At 45.2% G+C, this 19,844-nt stretch carries 16 protein-coding genes; all 16 read right to left on the bottom strand.

Annotated elements, in window-relative coordinates; translation table 11 throughout:
- Positions 1-4 precede the first annotated feature (4 nt).
- On the bottom strand, positions 5-2,323 hold the full coding sequence (gene parC, locus H3V00_RS04420; protein WP_198206957.1) for a DNA topoisomerase IV subunit A: 2,319 nt from the start codon (positions 2,321-2,323) through the stop codon (positions 5-7).
- 347 nt (positions 2,324-2,670) lie between these two features.
- Positions 2,671-3,849: a cell division protein FtsZ gene (ftsZ, locus tag H3V00_RS04415; protein WP_084547564.1), complete on the bottom strand. Its 1,179-nt coding sequence runs from the start codon at positions 3,847-3,849 to the stop codon at positions 2,671-2,673.
- Positions 3,850-3,963: 114 nt separating this feature from the next.
- On the bottom strand, positions 3,964-5,199 hold the full coding sequence (gene ftsA, locus H3V00_RS04410) for a cell division protein FtsA (protein ID WP_025331233.1): 1,236 nt from the start codon (positions 5,197-5,199) through the stop codon (positions 3,964-3,966).
- Positions 5,200-5,241: 42 nt separating this feature from the next.
- Positions 5,242-6,018: a cell division protein FtsQ/DivIB gene (locus tag H3V00_RS04405; protein ID WP_198206960.1), complete on the bottom strand. Its 777-nt coding sequence runs from the start codon at positions 6,016-6,018 to the stop codon at positions 5,242-5,244.
- Complete coding sequence (locus H3V00_RS04400; RefSeq protein ID WP_037474769.1) at positions 6,002-6,913, bottom strand: D-alanine--D-alanine ligase; 912 nt, start codon at positions 6,911-6,913, stop codon at positions 6,002-6,004. Before H3V00_RS04400 ends, H3V00_RS04405 begins: the two co-directional genes overlap by 17 nt.
- Positions 6,914-6,978: 65 nt before the next feature.
- On the bottom strand, positions 6,979-8,391 hold the full coding sequence (murC, locus tag H3V00_RS04395; RefSeq protein WP_232335932.1) for a UDP-N-acetylmuramate--L-alanine ligase: 1,413 nt from the start codon (positions 8,389-8,391) through the stop codon (positions 6,979-6,981).
- Positions 8,392-8,469: 78 nt separating this feature from the next.
- Positions 8,470-9,537: an undecaprenyldiphospho-muramoylpentapeptide beta-N-acetylglucosaminyltransferase gene (murG, locus tag H3V00_RS04390; RefSeq protein WP_198206962.1), complete on the bottom strand. Its 1,068-nt coding sequence runs from the start codon at positions 9,535-9,537 to the stop codon at positions 8,470-8,472.
- 37 nt (positions 9,538-9,574) lie between these two features.
- A complete protein-coding gene (gene ftsW, locus H3V00_RS04385; RefSeq protein ID WP_198206964.1) occupies positions 9,575-10,729 on the bottom strand; it encodes a putative lipid II flippase FtsW in 1,155 nt (384 codons plus the stop codon).
- Positions 10,726-12,072 (bottom strand): UDP-N-acetylmuramoyl-L-alanine--D-glutamate ligase, encoded by a 1,347-nt coding sequence (gene murD / locus H3V00_RS04380; protein WP_198186453.1) that lies wholly within the window; start codon positions 12,070-12,072, stop codon positions 10,726-10,728. The genes ftsW and murD overlap by 4 nt, the downstream gene beginning before the upstream one ends.
- 64 nt (positions 12,073-12,136) lie before the next feature.
- Entirely contained in the window at positions 12,137-13,222 is a 1,086-nt protein-coding gene (gene mraY / locus H3V00_RS04375; RefSeq protein WP_198186321.1) for a phospho-N-acetylmuramoyl-pentapeptide-transferase, read from the bottom strand.
- 150 nt (positions 13,223-13,372) lie between these two features.
- Positions 13,373-14,731, bottom strand: a complete 1,359-nt coding sequence (gene murF / locus H3V00_RS04370) for a UDP-N-acetylmuramoyl-tripeptide--D-alanyl-D-alanine ligase (protein WP_198186322.1) — start codon at positions 14,729-14,731, stop codon at positions 13,373-13,375.
- Positions 14,732-14,753: 22 nt separating this feature from the next.
- The gene (locus tag H3V00_RS04365) at positions 14,754-16,232 is read right to left on the bottom strand and encodes a UDP-N-acetylmuramoyl-L-alanyl-D-glutamate--2,6-diaminopimelate ligase (protein WP_198206966.1); all 1,479 of its coding nucleotides are present in this window, start codon (positions 16,230-16,232) and stop codon (positions 14,754-14,756) included.
- Positions 16,233-16,308: 76 nt separating this feature from the next.
- Positions 16,309-18,051 (bottom strand): penicillin-binding protein 2, encoded by a 1,743-nt coding sequence (locus H3V00_RS04360; protein WP_198189862.1) that lies wholly within the window; start codon positions 18,049-18,051, stop codon positions 16,309-16,311.
- A 69-nt stretch (positions 18,052-18,120) separates the two neighbouring features.
- Positions 18,121-18,393: a cell division protein FtsL gene (gene ftsL / locus H3V00_RS04355; RefSeq protein WP_198206968.1), complete on the bottom strand. Its 273-nt coding sequence runs from the start codon at positions 18,391-18,393 to the stop codon at positions 18,121-18,123.
- A gap of 24 nt (positions 18,394-18,417) precedes the next feature.
- On the bottom strand, positions 18,418-19,362 hold the full coding sequence (gene rsmH, locus H3V00_RS04350; RefSeq protein ID WP_198206970.1) for a 16S rRNA (cytosine(1402)-N(4))-methyltransferase RsmH: 945 nt from the start codon (positions 19,360-19,362) through the stop codon (positions 18,418-18,420).
- Positions 19,359-19,814 carry a division/cell wall cluster transcriptional repressor MraZ gene (gene mraZ, locus H3V00_RS04345; protein WP_025331245.1) on the bottom strand — a complete coding sequence of 152 codons (456 nt, stop codon included), beginning with the start codon at positions 19,812-19,814 and terminating at the stop codon, positions 19,359-19,361. Before mraZ ends, rsmH begins: the two co-directional genes overlap by 4 nt.
- Between the last annotated feature and the right edge of the window lie 30 nt (positions 19,815-19,844).

Genomic DNA, 19,844 nt, shown 5'->3' with positions numbered 1-19,844 from the left:
CGGCTTAGTTTCCGTTATCCAGATCACCATAGACGGCAACGATATCACCCGAAACGCTTAATTCCTTACCTTTATGTCCGCGTTTATTAAGAATATCCTGAACGCGTAAGGTTTCCTGATAGCGTCCGCCACGTTTTCCCTGAGTCTCCAGTTTAAATTCCGATTTATTTGTCAGAGTAAGATAAAGCAGTTTCTCATTAGCCGGTAAACTCATAATTTGCAGACCACGGCCTTTAGCCATCACTTTCAATTCATGTAATGGAAAGGCCAGCAGACGATTGGCACTGGAGATGGCAATAAGTTGAGTCTGCCCGTTTACAGACAGGCAGGCAGACGGTACAGGAAGCGGCGGCAGCAATGCCTCATCACTATTAACCGTCATAACAACTTTACCGTTTTTAGTACGGCTGACCATATCTTTAAATGCAACCACAAAACCATATCCGCCACTGTTACTCAGTACATAATGCTGTTGCGGCAAGGCACTGAGCATAGCTACAATTCTGGCACCTTTATCTAAATCAACCAATGAACCTGCAGGTACACCATCACCACGTCCGCCCGGAATACTGGCAGCATCCACACTATAGGCTCGCCCGTGCGAATCAAGTAAAACTACCGGCCAGACTGTACGTCCCTCTACTGCCTGAAGCAGACCGTCACCTTCCTTAAAAGTAGTCTGGCTTAAATCCAGATTGTGTCCGACACGCGTTTTCAGCCAGCCCTTCTGTGACAATACCAGCGTAACTGGTTCATCTGCAGTAGTTCGGGTAAGCGAAGCCCGCTCTGCCGGCTGTATCAGTGTACGCCGGTCATCTCCATAGATTTTGGTATCAGACTCAATTTCTTTGATAATTAGTCGTTTTTTAGCTTTATCATCTTCCAAAAGGGTGGTTAACTGATCACGTTCCTGCTGTAGTTTATTCAGTTCTGTTTCCAGTTTAATCCATTCCAGTCTGGCCAGCTGACGTAAACGGATTTCAAGAATATCATCCGCCTGTATCTCACTTAAACCGAATGCAGACATCAATTCATTTTTGGGTTCATCTGATTCACGGATAACCCTGATGACTTCATCAATATGAAGAAATACCGTTTGCCGCCCATGCAAAATATGAATACGTTTTTCCACCTGTTCAAGACGGTATTGCAAACGCCGGGTTACAGTCAGTATCCGAAAATCCAGCCATTCACGCAGAATCTGATATAAATTCTTTTGTGCCGGTTTATTATCCCGCCCCATCATAACCAGATTGACCGGCACATTCCCTTCAAGACTGGTTTGTGCCAGCAAAGTATTCATAAATTCTTCAGGTTGAAGACGACTGGATTTCGGTTCAAACGCCAGACGCACCGGTGCCTGACTATCTGATTCATCACGCACCCGATCAAGCAGTGATAGCATTAATGTGCGCGTATTCTGCTGTTCCTGAGTGAGATTTTTTTTACCGGTTTTCGGTTTGGGATTAGTCTGTTCTTCTATCTCAGCCAGAATTTTTTGCGCAGAGGTACCGGGAGGTAATTCTGTGACAATAGCCCGCCAGTGTCCGCGTGCCAGTTTTTCAATTTCATAACGTGCACGTACACGTATACTGCCTTTACCCTGTGCATAAATTGCCTGAATATCCTCTGGTGCAGTAATAATCTGACCACCACCGGCAAAATCAGGGCCGGGTAAATACTGCATTAAGGCTGCTGAATCCAGCTCAGGCTTTTTCAACAGAGCCACAACAGCTGCACTGACTTCGCGTAAATTATGTGAAGGAATTTCAGTTGCCAGACCTACTGCAATACCTGAGGCGCCATTAAGCAATATCATTGGCAGGCGTGCCGGTAATACAGAGGGTTCAAAAGATTTGTCATCATAATTGGGTACAAAATCTACAGTCCCCATATTGATTTCCGATAACAGCAATTCAGCAATCGGTGCTAAACTGGCTTCGGTATAGCGCATAGCTGCTGCGCTGTCACCATCACGTGAACCAAAATTGCCAATACCGTTAATCAAAGGGTAACGTAAGGTAAAATCCTGCGCCATCCGTACCATCGCATCATAAGCGGATGAATCACCATGCGGATGATAATTACCTAGAATCTCACCAACCACGCGGGCAGATTTTACCGGTTTGGCACCATGAGCCAGCCCCATATCTTTCATAGCATACAGAATGCGTCTCTGAACCGGCTTCTGCCCGTCAGCCACATCTGGTAATGCGCGCCCTTTTACCACACTCATGGCATAGGTAAGGTAAGCACGTTCTGCATACTGACCAAGTAACAGATGATCATCACTGCGGTCTGATTGTTGAATAGATTCACTCATACTTATTCTGACTTAATTAAATTCTTCTGTGGAACAGATTATCTAAGCTACCTATTGTAAAGGATTTTGCTTTTATACCCAAAACTACTGCTTTTGGTTTGATGAAATAACAAAACAGAAATGCATGTTATAAAAACCATTATCATTTCAGTAAAATATTGTTGGTTTTAATACAACACAAACTTTGCAGAAATTGCACTTTTTTCTAAAGAATAAACTTTTTATCTAATTTTTTAAAAAAATTTTCTTATGCCGGCAATATATCGTATTTAAATTATATATATTGATTTTAAAAATAAAAAAGCTGTCCGGAGCTTAGCCCGGACAGCTTTAATAACTTTAATCAATTAATCAGCTTGTCGGCGAATGACTGCCGGAATTTCGAAGTCATCCAGCACAGACTGATTTGAGAAATCAGCAGCAGCCAGATTCATCCCGCGTGCACTGCGTCCTGAACGTACCACACTTCCGATATCCGGATAGGCATCTTCTGTACCAGTGGCTTGTACGGTTTGCAAAACACGCAAACTGCTCGGTTGCTGGTTATGTAAAACTTTCTGTTCCTGCAATCCGGTAGCAATAATGGTTACGCGGATTTCGCCTTCTTCCATACTGGCATCTTCAGAAGTACCGTATTTCAGGGCGGCATCATCATGTGCATATTCATCAATCATGCACATAATTTCTTTGTATTCAGACATTTTCAGGCAGCCTGGTGCGGTAGTAATATTAACCAGCACACCCTGTGCGCCATCCAGAGTCACGTCATCCAGAAGCGGGCTGGCAATAGCCTGTTCAGTAGCAATACGGGCACGGTCAACACCATGTGCACTGCCTGACCCCATCATGGCCATACCCATGATACTCATGACATTTTTCACATCGGCAAAATCCAGATTAATGATACCCGGATTAGTAATGACTTCAGCAATTCCGGCTACTGCATTACGCAATACATTATCTGCCGCACGAAAAGCCTCGCGCATACTCACATCTTCACCCAGTGCTGACATTAATTTGTCATTCGGAATAACAATGAGTGAATCAACGGTATTTTTAAGAATCTCAATCCCGTTATTAGCAACGTGAATACGTTTACCTTCATACTCAAACGGACGGGTAACAACAGCAACAGTCAGAATACCCATCTCTTTTGCCAGTTCTGCAACTACCGGAGCCGCACCTGTACCTGTACCACCACCCATGCCGGTGGTGATGAACAGCATATTCGCTCCGCGAATAGCATCAGATAATGCTTCGCGATCTTCCATTGCGGCGTTACGGCCAATTTCCGGATCGGCTCCTGCGCCAAGACCACGGGTGAGATTATTGCCCAGCTGAATGCGTTTAGATGCTTTACTGTTTTGTAAAGACTGTGCATCAGTATTGGCACTGATAAACTCAATACCGGCAACCGCATTTTCCACCATATTGTTAATAGCATTACAGCCACCACCGCCGATACCAATGACTTTGATAACTGCAGCACCGACTACCGTCTCCACAACATCATATACCAATTGCATTTATGTCTCCTGACAAAACCTATGCATAAACGTCATCTGCCCTTGTATAGCTATCATTATATAGACAGTTATATACAATGCGCAAAAGTTCTGTCATTTAATGTTTGAGTTTAGTTAAAAATTGTTCTTAAACCAAGTCTGTAATTTTTTAAGCCATGAATCTTTCGGTTCAGAAGCTGCTGCCACAGGCATGTCTGTTTTGTTTTCTTCTTCACAGGCAGACTGTAACAGACCAATAGCAGTAGCATAACGCGGATTGCGGATCCGTTCTGAGACACCACCCATTTCCTGCGGCACACCAATTCGGGCCGGCAGATTAAATACATCCTCTGCCAGCTCGACCATTCCGGGTAATAATGATGCTCCGCCGGTAAGAACTATGCCTGAAGTCAGCACATCCTCAGGAAAACCGGAACGGCGCAATTCATTCAGTGTCAGTTCCAGAATCTCTTCCACGCGCGGACCAATTACACTTGCCAGTGTCCGACGCGAAATCTGGCGCGGATTACGGTCGCCCACACTGGGTACTTCAATCATATCATCAAGACCGTCCATGGTTGCCAGTGCCACTCCATGATTAATTTTGATGTATTCAGCTGCACTGTGGGGTGTACGCAACGCTTGTGCCAGATCTTTGGTAATCAAATCCCCTGCCACCGGAATAACGGCTGTATGCCTGATAGCTCCGTTAGTATATACAGCAATATCTGTCGTGCCTCCGCCGATATCAATAACACAGACACCCAGATCTTTTTCATCTTCAGTCAGTACTGCCTGACCACTGGCCAGTGGCTGTAATATCATTTTATTGATTTGCAAACCACAGCGATTGACACACTTCTGGATATTCTGCATTGCTGTTACAGCACCGGTAATAATATGTATGCGCGTGTCCAGACGAACCCCGCTCATGCCAATGGGTTCACGCACGCCCGGCTGATTATCAATAATAAATTCCTGTACCACTGTATGTAAAATATCGTGATCCGGCGGAATATTGACAGCTTTTGCCGTTTCAATTGCACGGTCAATATCAGCCTGACTGACTTCTCCGTCCTTGATTTTAACCACACCCTGTGAATTGAAACTGCGAATATGATTACCTGCAATACCGGTTGTTACACAGTCTACCTGTACATCAGCCATCATCTGCGCTTCTTCCATGGCCTGTTTGATTGCTTGTGCAGTGGTTTCAATGTTGGTCACCATACCTGCTTTCAAACCGCGCGACGGAGCCTGTCCTAAACCAACAATGTGGATTTCATTATCTTCCTGAACCTCACCAATAAGAGCGATTACTTTTGAAGTGCCGATATCCAGTGCACTGATGTATTTTTTACCTTTAACCATGGTCATCACTTTAAAATCAAATAATCAATCGGTCTGTCCGGATCAATCCAGATTTGCTTCATACTGATCCGCCACTTCAGATGCATTTACTGCGCTGGTACTTGCAGCTGAAACAGCCTTATTTTTGTACCGTAACGCAAAACCATCCGGATAACGCAAATCTACATAATCGATATTACTGGCCTGTTTCTGTAAAACCTGTGGCCATGCCCAGACAAAATGAGCCAAACGCTGTTCTACCTTTTCCCGCCCCAGTTTCAGGGTAATTCCGTTGCTTAAGGTCAGCTGCCAGGCAGAACGATTACTTAACTGCAACTGCTGAATATGCAGACCTGTTGATTGCAACAAATTTTCGAATGTTAACAAATGTACGGTCATGTAGCGAGCAGAACCGCTGCTTCCAACAAATACCGGCAGCTGCTCATGAATTACTGCATTAAATATCTGTCCGTCAGTATCCACCAGCTGCTGGTCATTCCAGCGTGCAACAGGATCCCGCTCCCTGATGTCTAACTGTACCGTATCCGGCCAGATTCGTTTTACCTGTACTTTATATACCCAAGGTAGTTTAGCCAGTGCAGATTGTGCCGCACTCACATCCGCAGTAAAAATATTACCCTGCAAATATTGTCTGCTGATTTGTTCAATTTCAGCCGACTGCAAATGCTTCAACGGATGTATTACCTGAATTTGCCGGACCGGAAAATATGGTGAATGCACCAGCCAAGATCCGCCTGCTGCCAGCAGGCAGAACAATACACATACATATAACCACCGGTAAAGCCGTTTTAAGGCTTGTGCATTATCCCAAAGTCGCATGACTTAAAATTTCAACACACAAATCTTCAAAACTCAAGCCAATTTCACGTGCAGCTTTAGGCACCAGACTGTGTCCGGTCATACCGGGTACAGTATTAACTTCCAGAATATAGATTGTACCGTCCGCATCACGCAGAAAATCTACTCGCCCCCAGCCCCGACCACCCAATGCTTTAAAAGCACGGGCTGTCAAATCACGCATATACTGCTCATCTGCCGGTGCCAGATCAGCCGGACACAAATACTCGGTATCATTGCGATGGTATTTAGCTTCATAATCATAAAACTCCGTTGCCGGTACGATGCGAATACTTGGCAATACCTGTTCACCAAGAATACCACATGTATATTCACCACCTTCGATGGCCCGTTCAGCCAGAATTTCACCATGGTACTGTTTCAGTTGCTGATAAACTTGTGCCAACTCACCAGCCTGCCTGATTTTCACCACACCCACACTACTGCCTTCTGCTGCAGGTTTAACAAATAAAGGTAAACCCAGCTCTTCTTCTACTGCAGCAAAATTACTATCATCATGCAGCACAATAAATGGTACGCAAGGCAAACCAACTCCCTGCCAGACTAGACGACTACGGAATTTATCCATACCCAGCGCACTGGCCGCAACACCACAACCGGTGTAAGGAATACCAAATGCTTCCAATGCTCCCTGTACGACTCCGTCTTCTCCATAAGAGCCATGCAGAATATTAAAAGCCCGGTCAAAGCCGGCACTAACCAGTTCAGACAATGGCCGCTCAGACGGATCAAATGCATGTGCATCTATACCACGGCTTTTCAATGCAGTAAGAATTGATGCACCACTAGCCAGTGAAACCTTACGCTCACTGGAGAAACCGCCCATCAGTACGGCAACTTTACCAAAATCACTCATTGTTTGTCATTAATCCTGTTTTTCTTTTAATAAGAACAGTATGTAAAATAATTAAACTGCTGTCATTATACTGCAGCAGACATTCCGGTAAGCATGGCAGGTACTTTGTTAATACTGCCGGCACCCATATTGAGCAAAACATCACCATCTTGCAAGACATTTAATAACGTGGGCGCCATTTCGTCTACGTTTGCTACATAAATCGGCTCAACTTTACCCAGCACTCTGATCGCACGCATTAATGCCTTACTGTCAGCCGCCACAATCGGGTCTTCACCAGCAGAATACACTTCCGTTAAAACCACGCCATCAGCTTTACTCAAAACCTGAACAAAATCTTCAAACAAGTCCCGTGTACGTGTATAGCGGTGTGGCTGGAATGCTACGACCAGACGACGCTGAGGGTAGGCTCCTCGTGCAGCAGCTATGGTTGCAGACATTTCAACAGGATGATGACCATAGTCATCAATCAGTAATGCTTCGCCACCATTCGGTAATGCAATCTCACCGTACTGCTGAAAACGGCGACCCACACCTGCAAAACTTTCCAGCCCAAGTTGAATTGCCGGTACTGAGACACCAATTTCCAGTGCAATCCCGATAACAGCCAGTGCATTCAGAACATTATGCCGCCCTGGCATATTGACCGTCACACTAAATGGTTTTATGCCTTTTTTACGCGTATGGACATCAAAATGCATTTGTGCACCATCGGCAACAATATTAGTTGCATATAAATCAGCACTTTCATCCAGACCATAGGTAACAAAAGGTTTCTGAATCAACGGTAAAATCTGGCGCACATGCTCACTGTCAATACATAAAAAGGCTTTGCCGTAAAACGGCATACGATGCACAAAATCCACAAACGCCTGATGTAGTTTTTCTACATCATGATCATATGTATCCATATGATCGGTATCAATATTGGTAACGACCGTAAATAATGGTGTCAGATACAGAAACGAAGCATCTGATTCATCTGCTTCAGCAACAATATATTCACCTTTACCCAGCTTGGCATTAGTTCCGGCCGCAGTTAACCGACCGCCAATAACAAAAGTCGGATCTAACTCTGCTGCTGCCAGTACTGAAGCTGTTAAACTGGTTGTTGTGGTTTTACCATGTGTACCGGCAATGGCAATACCGCGACCAAAGCGCATGATTTCAGCCAGCATCATGGCTCGCGGAATTACCGGAATTTTTTGTTCTTGCGCCGCTACCACTTCCGGATTATCTTTTTTAACGGCTGTTGATGTCACTACTACATCTGCACCAGTAATATTTTCAGCACTGTGTCCAGAACAAATATGCACTCCGATTGCCCGTAAATGCCGGGTTGCGGCATTATCAGCCAAATCAGATCCACTTATCTGATAACCTTCATTATGTAAAACTTCTGCAATACCGCACATACCGGTTCCGCCAATCCCTACAAAATGAATATGGCGGATACGGTCTTTCATGTTTTCTTTCATACTTTATAACTTTTCCTGCCAGTCTGAATTGTGATTGATAGCTCGAGTCTGCAACAATTCATCCGGCTCAATCAAAATTTAACGGATACTCGCTAGCGCTGCTGCCGCAACCTTAGCCGCACTGTCAGGCTGAGCCAGCGCATGTGCTTTAATCGCCATGTCTAAACAGCGTTCGCGCGATAAATCAGCCAGCGTAGCCATTAATGTCTGTGTATTCAGATTCGTCTGTGGTAATAATATTGCCGCACCATCTTTAACCATAAACTGTGCATTAACTGTCTGATGGTCATCTACCGCATGTGGATAAGGCACCAGAATTGCCCCGACTCCGGCAGCGGTTAATTCAGCAATTGTCAGTGCTCCGGCCCGGCAAATCACCAAATCAGCATCACGATAGGCTGATACCATATCTGTAATAAATTCAACACATTGCACCTCTACTGCACACTGAGCATAATTTTGCTCTAACTGTGACAGTTTATTTCTTCCGGACTGATGCAGCAGTCGCGGACGCTGTTCAACTGGTAACAAAGCCACAGCCTGCGGCACAATCTGATTTAATACATCGGCACCCAGACTTCCGCCAACTACCAGAATATTCAGCTCACCATTTCTACCGTTAAAGCGCTGTTGCGGTGGTGGTAATGCAGCAATATCAGCACGTACCGGATTACCTACCAGTCCGTTTTCATTTGCGAATACTTGTGGAAATGCATACATTACCTGATTGGCAAAACGAGCCAGCACTTTATTAGATAAACCAGCAATCGCATTCTGTTCATGAACAATTAATGGTAAACCGCATAGCTTTGCGGCTATACCACCCGGAAAAGTAACAAAACCACCAAAACCGATGACTGCATCTACCTGATGCCTGCGAATAATCTGACGTGCTGCCGCAATGGTTTTTAATAAGGTAAAAGGTAGCATTAGCTTACGCTTTAGCCCGTTACCGCGTATTCCTTTGATTGCCAAGGTTTCCAGTGGTATGTCGTATTGCGGAACCAGACGGGTTTCCATCGCCCCGTCACTACCCAGCCAGATAATACGATGACCCTGTGCCTGTAATGCCTGAGCAACTGCAAGCGCAGGAAAAATATGACCGCCTGTTCCACCGGCCATGACCATGAAAGTTTTTACACTCATTATTTTCCCGTCAAAACTATCAGAGTTTTGTGATTATTTATACTTTGAATCCACGCATCACACGCCGGTTCTCATAATCCACTCGCAACAGCAAACCCACACTGATTAAAATAATCATAACAGCTGAACCACCATATGACAGTAAAGGCAGAGTCAGCCCTTTAGTCGGTAACAGCCCGATATTCACACCAATATTAAAAAAGCTCTGAATACCCAGCCAGATACCAATACCCTTGGCGACGAAAGAACCATAAAACAACTCTAAATCGCGAGCCTGTTTACCAATGGAAAAAGCACGGACTACCAGCCAGATATAACAAAACATTAATACCAGAATACCGGCAAAACCGAATTCTTCTCCAATGACCGCAAGAATGAAATCCGTATGAGCCTCAGGTAAATAAAAACGTTTTTCCAGACTGGCTCCCAGTCCGACACCAAACCAGCCACCGCGCCCAATTGCCATTAATGAATGCGTAAGCTGATAACCTTTACCCAGAGGGTCTGCCCACGGATCAAGAAAACCGGCTACACGTGCCATACGGTAAGGCTCAAACAGCACCAGCATAACCATGGCCAGCAAACCAAAACCTACTACAGCCATAAACCAGCGAAACGGTAAACCAGCCAGAAAAAGCAAGCCTACCGCAATAACAGAAACCACTACAAATGAACCAAAATCCGGTTCCAGCATAATCAGCCCGAGACCAAGTCCTACCGGAATACCTGCAAACCAGACTTTTTTGAATTCTTTCAAGATTTCAGCACGTCTGGTAAAAAAACTGGATAAATACAAAATTATCGCCAGTTTAAAAACTTCAGTAGGCTGGATATTAACCATCCCTACATTAATCCAGCGTTTGGCACCGTTAATTTCTCTTCCCATTACCAGCACCAGAATCAGCAGCACGATACTGAACAGCAACACCAGTGGTGTCAGCTTTTTCCATGTTCGCAAAGGAATACGTGCAGCCACACAACCAAGTATGCCGCCGCACAATAGAAAAATAGCCTGACGAATCAGATAAAAATAAGTACTGCCACCATCATGCTTTGCATACGCAATTGAGGCCGAGTAAACCATGATCAGGCTGAAACTGGCCATCAATACCACCATCCATAACAGTGACTGATCAAAAGTATATCCGCGTCGCAATAGCTTGCGATCCAGCAGACGTGATTCAGTAATCATGCTGCGCTACCCTGCAATTGACGGACGCTGGCAATAAATACCTCACTGCGATGTGCATAACCCTTAAACATATCATAGCTGGCACAAGCCGGACTAAGCAGCACAATATCTCCCGGATGAGCCAGTTCAAAAGCACGTTCAGTAGCATGCGGCAAATCATCATAGTACTCTACCGGATAGGAGGCTTGTCCGAGAACTGCTCCAAGCTGATGACCATCCACACCAATCAGTAAAACTGCACGTGCCTTATCCTGTAATGCAGCCTGCAACGGAGTAAAATCCTGACCTTTACCCTGTCCGCCGGCAATCAGCACAATAGGTTTATCCAACCCGAGCAATGCAGCACAGGTAGCACCGACATTAGTACCTTTAGAATCATCAATAAATGTCACACCTTTCACTTCGGCTACTTTTTCCACACGATGCGGTAAACCTTTGAAAGTGGATACATATTGAAGCAATTGTGCACGCGCCAAGCCAATGGCTTCACATAAAGCAAATGCAGCCAAAACATTGGCCGCATTATGTGTACCCTGTAAAGACAGGGCATCACAGGCCAGCAATGGTTCATTGCCGGCACACAACACATCTTTATTCAACCAGAAATCAGTATTTTGCTGTAAAGAAAACCATTTTACCGGCCGGTTATGCCGTACCATAGCGCGACAAAAAACATCATCGGCATTTAACACTTGTATGGTCTGTCCCCGAAAAATACGGTCTTTGCTATGTGCATAATCCAGAAAATCATCATAGCGATCCAGATGGTCTTCTGATACATTCAGCACTGTAGCAGCAGTCGCATTCAGGCAGGGAGTAGTCTCCAGCTGAAAACTCGATAATTCCAGAACCCAGACATCTGCTGCTTTACCTGCGCGCTCCAGATAGGCTTCCAGTACTGGGGTACCAATATTACCTGCCACCACTGTATCAAGTCCGCATTGCGCACATAAAAAACCCACCAGACTGGTAGTAGTGGTTTTACCGTTTGAACCGGTAATTGCAATAATTTTACTGTTACTGCTTTCAAGTAAATCAGCCAGAATAGCCACATCACCCAGTACGACACCGCCGGCACGTTTAAAATCAACAATAGCAGGCTGACGCTGACTGATTCCCGGGCTTAAAGCCAGAATATCAAACTGGTGCTGTTCAAACACTGTTGCCAGCTCTCCGGTATATACGGCAACCTGATGACGCTCAGTTAAAGACTGCAATTGTTCTGCATCAGGCTGGACATCATAAATAGCTACATCAGCACCTGCCTGAGTTAAAAACTCCAGCATTGAAATTCCGGTACGCCCCAGCCCTGCAACTAAAACCTTTTGATTACGCCAGTCAATCATGGTTAAGTCCTACACTAAATTTAACCCAAATGTATATCGTCTGATCCTGCTTATCTGACTACTAACGGATTTTCAGGGAAGCTAAACCAACCAGTACCAGAATCATGGTAATAATCCAGAAACGTACTACAACCTGAGTTTCTTTCCAGCCTTTTTGTTCAAAATGATGATGAATCGGTGCCATCAGAAAAATACGTTTACGCCGTAATTTATATGAACCTACCTGCAGCATGACAGACATTGCCTCAACAACAAATAAGCCGCCCATAATTACCAGTACAATTTCCTGACGCACAATCACAGCTATCGTACCCAAAGCTGCACCTAAAGCCAGTGCACCAACATCTCCCATAAATACCTGTGCCGGATAAGCATTAAACCACAGGAATCCCAGGCAAGAACCACAAATAGCGGCGCAGAAAATCATAACTTCATTCGCACCGGGGACATGCGGCAACTGCAGATAATGAGCAAATTCAGCATGACCGCTGACATAAGCAAAAATTGACAGACCGGCAGCAACCAGCACAATAGGAAAAGCAGCCAGTCCGTCCAGTCCGTCAGTCAGATTTACTGCATTAGAAGTACCAACAATGACAAAATACGTCAGAATAACAAAACCAATGCCACCCAGCGGGTAAGTAATTTCCTTGAAAAAAGGTACAATAAAAGTATTTGTAGAGCTTAAGTGTGCCACATAAAACAACACCAGACCGGCTACCAGAGCCACTACAGACTGCCAGATCATTTTAAATCTGGCTGAAACCCCGTGCGGATCTTTGTAAACTACCTTTTTCCAGTCATCATAAAAACCCAAAGCTCCGGTACTCAGCATAACCAGCAAAAGTATCCAGATATAAATGTTGGCCATATTAGCCCATAATAATGTTGTAACAGTGATAGCCAGTAAAATAAGTGTACCGCCCATAGTTGGTGTACCGGTTTTCACCAGATGGGTTTTGGGACCGTCATCGCGAACAGCCTGCCCTACTTTGAGCTGAGTTAATTTACGAATCATCCACGGACCGAATGCCAGACTCAGCCCCATGGATGTCAGTGCCGCCATTACGGCACGAAAAGTAGTGTATTGAAATAAATGGAAACCATTTATCCAATAGTGAAAAATTTCTGCTAACCACAACAGCATGGTTGTTTTCCCTTGTCACAGCCAAAGCCATAACCGTTATTAAATAATTTATTGCTATATGAATGATGCATAATCACCCAGATAGCCTGAGCCGGATAAAAACGGCTATTTTAAGTCGTTCAGCACTACTTGACGAGAGTTAGCAATAATTTATTTCTGTGTTATTGCTTGTACTACATCTTCCATATGCATAAACCTTGAACCTTTTACCAGAATGGTAGCTGTCTGCTGATCCCATGCACGTAAATCATCAATTAGTTTGTTTCGATCCGTATAAAAAGCATCCGGTACACCATAAGCTTCTGCTGCAAACCGCGCTTCGTCACCAATAAAAAATGCTGCATCAATACCGCGTGCCCGTATATAAGTACCTACCTCTGCATGCAGAGCAGAAGCATTACTGCCTAGCTCACCAATAGCACCCATCACAATAATTCGTGGCGCAGGAAAAGCCGCCAGAACATCGATAGCTGCCTTAAAGGCATCCGGGTTAGCATTATAAGTGTCATCGATTACCAACGCGCCATGCACACTGCGCTTTTGTTGCAATCTGCCTTTAGCATTCTCAAATGAATTCAATCCCTGTAATGCTGCCAAGGGCAAACCGGCACCCAAAGCAAGTGCACAAGCGGCCACAGCATTATGTACCATATGCAATCCCGGAACCGGGACTTGTAAATTAACCACCCCTTGCGGGCTGCACAAATCAAAACTGATATTTAATGGCTGCAGTACAATATTGCTGGCATATACATCACCCTGTTCTGTACCAAAGCGGACACATTGCTTACCTTGCAAAGCTGAAATATAAATTTCTGACTGACCATCATCAGTAGGAACAAAACCAGTTCCATTCGCATTCAGACCCTGATAAATTTCACTTTTAGCGCGGGCAATATCAGCAACATCTGAGAAGCCACAGCCGATATGAGCACGCAGTGCGTTATTAACCAGAGCATAGTCCGGTTTGGTCAGACCAGTTAAATAACTCAGTTCTCCGGTATGATTCATACCCATTTCAATCACAGCATAGCGATGCTGCGGCTTTAACTGTAATAATGTCAGCGGTAAACCAATATGATTATTAAAATTACCGGCAGTAGCCAGAACCGCACTAGTACCTGCATGATGCCGCAAAATTGCAGCCAGCATTTCTTTTACCGTAGTTTTACCGGCTGAACCGGTAATACCAAACACCTGCAATGCCGGATTAACCTGCATTCGCCATGTCTGTGCCAGCTTTCCCAACGCTTTTTCTGTGTCTGCAACTACCAGACATTTCGCCTTATTTTGCCACTCTGAGCGACTAACAATACACAACTGTGCTCCCTGAGCGAGCACTTCATCAACAAAATCATGACCATCAAAGTGTTCACCCTGAATGGCTACAAATACATCACCCGGCTGAATCTGGCGACTATCAATAACTACCCGTGTGACCGGCTGATTATTATCAGGTAACACTTGTCCAAAAGTCTGATAAATAAAATTAAGATCTAAATTTGGCATATTATTAAGCAATTACAAAATTTTAGACTCGCTGTTGCAAAGCTGACCGTGCTATTTCAAAGTCTGAAAAATGCTGTTTCTGACCACCGATATCCTGATAGGTTTCATGACCTTTTCCTGCAATAAGAACGATATCGTCAACTGCTGCATGATTTACAGCATAATTAATCGCAGCTTTACGGTCTGCTTCTACCAGTGCCGGTTCAGCAATAGCCGGCAAAATATCATTAATAATTGCCTGAGGATTTTCTGTACGCGGATTATCGCTGGTTACGACAACATAATCCGCTCCTGCAGCGGCTGCGGCTCCCATTAATGGTCTTTTACCTGCATCACGGTCTCCGCCACAGCCAAAAACACACCACAAATGCGCTCCGTCAGGTTTAATTTCCTGCAAAGTCGATAATGCTTTTTCCAGTGCATCCGGTGTATGAGCATAATCAACCACCACTAACGGCTGATTACTTCCCATCAGACAATCCATACGTCCGGTAGCAGGCTTAATCTGCGGCCAGACAGCAATTACCTCATTAAAAGTAAAACCATTAGCACACAATACACCTATACAGGCTGCCAGATTCTGAGCATTAAACCGACCCAGTAAACGTGTATGTACTACTTCGTTTCCCCACGGCGTACGCAAATGCACCTGCATACCACTTGCTGAAGCGTGAAATTGACTAATATGAATATCTGCATCAGCATGAAAACCATAAGCCAGTACAGTTAACTGCGGACAATCACGGCATAAATCCTGCCATAACCGATAGCCGAACTCATCATCAATATTAATAATGGCGTGTTTCAGCCCCTGCCAGTAAAACAATGAAGCCTTGCAATCACCGTAACTTTGCATGCTATGATGATAATCCAGATGATCCCGGGTCAGATTGGTAAAAACAGCACTGGTAAAAGGGACACCAACGACACGGTTCTGATCCAGACCATGACTGGACACTTCCATGGCAACGGCTGCAGCATTATTTTCAGCAAAATCACGTAACCATGTCTGATTAGATACCGCATCCATAGTAGTATTGGCAGTATCATGCAGCTGTTGCCAGTATCCATTCCCTACCGTACCCATAATGGCACATTTTTTGCCAAGAATATCTGAAGCCTGCGCCAGCCATTGTGACACTGACGTTTTACCATTAGTTCCGGTCACTCCCCAGACACTCAGCTTTCTGCCCGGATAGTCATAACAGGCAGCAGCCACCAATCCGGCACGCTGACGTAAATCTTTTACAGCCTCATTCGCTACTTTCCAGCCGGTCTGCCATACAAACTGACCATCATCATCCCAGAAAACAAATTCTGCACCATTATCAATTGCAGCCTGTATAAAATCACGACCGTCACTATACTCACCCTGACAGGCTACAAATACATCTCCGGGCTGTACCTTTCTGCTATCCACCCGCAGTGTACGGCCAGCAATCAGCCGACTTGTTTCAGCACTTAAATGATATTCAGGCAAAATTTTTTTCAGGGAAAACATAACACTGTCGATTCAAACATTTTTATCGGGTACAAACAGACAGACAATCTGTGCAAACACACAGATTGTCTTCAGATTAATGCGTTTCAGAATGTGGCGCGGATTTTACCGGTCTGCTCGGAGAAACACCAAGTACATTCAGAGTGCCAACCATTACATCATGGAATACCGGACCGGCAACCGGCCCTCCGTAATAACCGTTAGTAGTAGGATTCTGAATATTTACTGCCACAATAACTCGCGGATTGTCTGCCGGTGCAAAGCCAATAAATGTAGCCATATGCTTGGAATCAGAATAGTGTCCGTCGACCAGCATTCGCGCAGTACCTGTTTTAGCGGCTACATCATACCCGTCAATTGCTCCCTGCAAACCAGTACCACCAGGCTGCGTTACAGCAATCATCATATGGCGTACTGCCTTTGCAGTCTTTGGCTGGATAATCTGCTCACCCTGCGGGGCACTGTTCAGCTTAAGAAAACTCACTGGCAGTAGCGCACCGTCATTGGTAAAGATAGTATATGCCCGTGCCAGCTGGAGCAGACTCATCTGTATACCATAACCAAAAGACATAGTAGCCTGCTCAATCGGCCGCCAGTTATGCCAGTCACGTACTACTCCCGGTGTTTCACCCGGAAAACCGGAATGCATCCGGTGTCCGAAACCGACAGAAGTATACATGTTGTACATTTCTTCGGGCGTAAACATTGCAGAAATTTTACTTGTACCAACATTAGATGATTTCTGAATAATACCGCCCACATCCAGATAAGGATAATTATGCGTGTCCCGTACTGTTGCCGGTCCGATTTTATACGGTAAAGTATTAAAACCGCTGCCTGGTTTGATTTTTCCGCTATCCAGCCCTTTAGCAATGGTAAACGGTTTCATCGCACTACCCGGTTCAATCATATCAGTTACCGCACGGTTACGGCGTGCATCACTATCGGTGGCACCCGGATTATTAGGGTCATATCCCGGTGAATTTACCAGAGCAAGAATTTCACCGGTTTTACCATCCAGAACCACAACTGAACCGGCTGATGCAGTGTGATACTGCATTGCTTTATTTAACGATTCATATGCAATTGACTGAATCCGCTGATCCAGAGACAGCACCATATCCGTACCATTCTGAGGAAGACGGTTACGCGGAGAATCCAGACTATCAACAATATTACCTTTATTATCGCGCAAAACAACTTTAGCACCATCAATACCATGCAGACTGTCTTCACGCGATAATTCCAGTCCTTCCTGCCCCTTACCGTCAATATTGGTAAAACCGATAATATGGGAAAAAATCGGTCCCATCGGATAATGGCGTTTACTTTCATGCTGAAAGGCAAGACCTTTAATATTCAGCGCAGCAACTTTTTCTGCAATCTCCGGCGACAATTGTCTTTTCAGATAAATAAAGTCTTTATTACGGCTAAGGCGGCTTTTAATGGTTGCCGCCGGTACATCAATTAATACAGATAATTGTTGAATCTGAGTATCTGTCGGCATCTGCTCCATGGCAGAGGGCACTGCATATAAAGAATCTGCGGGTGCACTGATGGCCAGTGCGGCTCCGTTGCGATCAGTAATTGTGCCACGGGTAGCAGTAAGCGGCAGAGTACGGACAAAACGCTGATCACCCTGCTCTTTCAGAAATTCATGTTTCTCAGTCTGCAAGTAGATACCACGTCCGATTAGCATAGCAAAAGCTATAGCCAGAGCACCTAATACCAATACAATCCGCCCGTTAGTGGTTACAGGCTTAGCCTGTTTTACCTCACGGGGCAGCATGCGTGGCTTATAATCGTTTTTAATTAACATAGTAGTTTGTTCCACTGCCGGAAATACTGTCTGAAGCAGTACTCCATTAATCCCTGACCCTTCACTTCATTACTTAACCGGGCGCGGCGCAGCCAGCATCTGCGTTTCAGCCAATGACGGCGAATGCAGATTCTGCCGGGCTGAAGCATCCTGAATCAACTGATGATTAGATAGCTTTGCCTGCGCTAACTTTAAGCGACTAAAGTCTTCGTTCAAAAGACTTTCCCCTTTTTGCGCTTTATCCAGCGCAATAAAAAACTGACGCGAACGATCCTGTACTGTTACAACAGCAAAAGCTGAGACCAGTACCAATATAAGCAAAATAATGTTGATTTTATTCATAATTAATCAACTATTAGTCTTTATTTAATAACTGCGTTCTGCTACCCGTAACACCGCTGAACGGGCTCGCGGATTAACTTCAATTTCTGCCGGAGCAGGTTTTTGCGCCTTGCCTATCAGGCGCAACGGCGGCTGCTCACGTTCTGCTTCTTTAACTACTGCCCAGCGCGGTAAAGGAGCCGGCTTGCTGTGCTGCTGCATAAATCTTTTTACAATCCGGTCTTCAAGTGAATGAAATGAAATCACTGCCATCCGTCCGCCGACAACCAGACATTCCATCACTTGCGGCAGTACCACAGTTATTTCTTCCAGTTCACGGTTAATAAAGATGCGAATGGCCTGGAAGGTACGTGTGGCCGGATCCTGTCCACGTTCACGAGTACGGACGACCTGTGCGACGAGGCGCGCCAGCTGGCCGGTTGTGGTAATCGGGCTTTGTTCCCGCTGCGCCACAATTGTCCGTGCAATCTGGCGACTAAACCGCTCTTCACCATAATTTTTAATTACCTCGTGTATATCCTGCTCTTCTGCCACAGCCAGCCATTGGGCTGCTGACTGTCCGCGCGTAGTATCCATACGCATATCCAGCGGTGCATCAAAGCGGAAGCTGAAACCGCGACCTGCATCATCAATCTGAGGAGAGGAAATACCCAGATCAAATAAGGCGCCATTTATCCGGCTGATACCCAGCTGTTGTAACGACCGCTTTAATGCAGAAAAACCTTCATGTACAACCAGTACCCGTGCATCCTGCCTTGCCAGTTCCTGTGCTACAGCAATCGCCTGCGGATCCTTATCAAAAACAACCAGCCGCCCGTTTTTCCCGAGCTGAGACAGAATCAAACGCGAATGGCCGCCACGGCCAAAAGTTCCGTCAACATACACGCCGGCCGGCTGTACCTGTAAACCGGCAACTGCTTCATTCAGTAATACGGTAACATGACCGCCATTATTTATCTGTTCACTCATAATTGCAGTTGAGTCTTACCCAACTCTGCCGCCAGCATATCTTCATCCATATCCAGTGCAGCATTATTCTGTTCTTCCCATAGTGCCCTGCCCCACACTTCAATGCGGTTGGCACGACCCACAACATAAACTTCACGCTCAAAATTCACCAGACGGCGCAAATGTGCCGGTAGCAATACTCTGCCGGCACTGTCTAAATCCAAAGTATCCGCATTATGCAACAGTAAATTCTGATAGGCCTGCAATACTCTGTTGCCTGCCACAGGAAGCTGTAACAGCTGAGCTTCCACACTGCGCCATGATGACTCAGGATACAGTAACAAATGTGTGCGCTTTTCCAGTGTGGCAACCAGTACCGGAGTGAAATGACGCGCCAGCAAATCACGAAACTTGGCCGGAATCGCCAGTCGTCCTTTACTGTCTATACTTAATTCATACGCGCCGCCAAACACTGTTTAGCTCCTATTCAATATAACGGGATT

Origin of the sequence: Snodgrassella sp. W6238H11 (assembly GCF_016100525.1) — a bacterium.
Taxonomy (GTDB): domain Bacteria; phylum Pseudomonadota; class Gammaproteobacteria; order Burkholderiales; family Neisseriaceae; genus Snodgrassella; species Snodgrassella alvi.
This window is presented reverse-complemented; position numbering and strand designations above follow the sequence as displayed.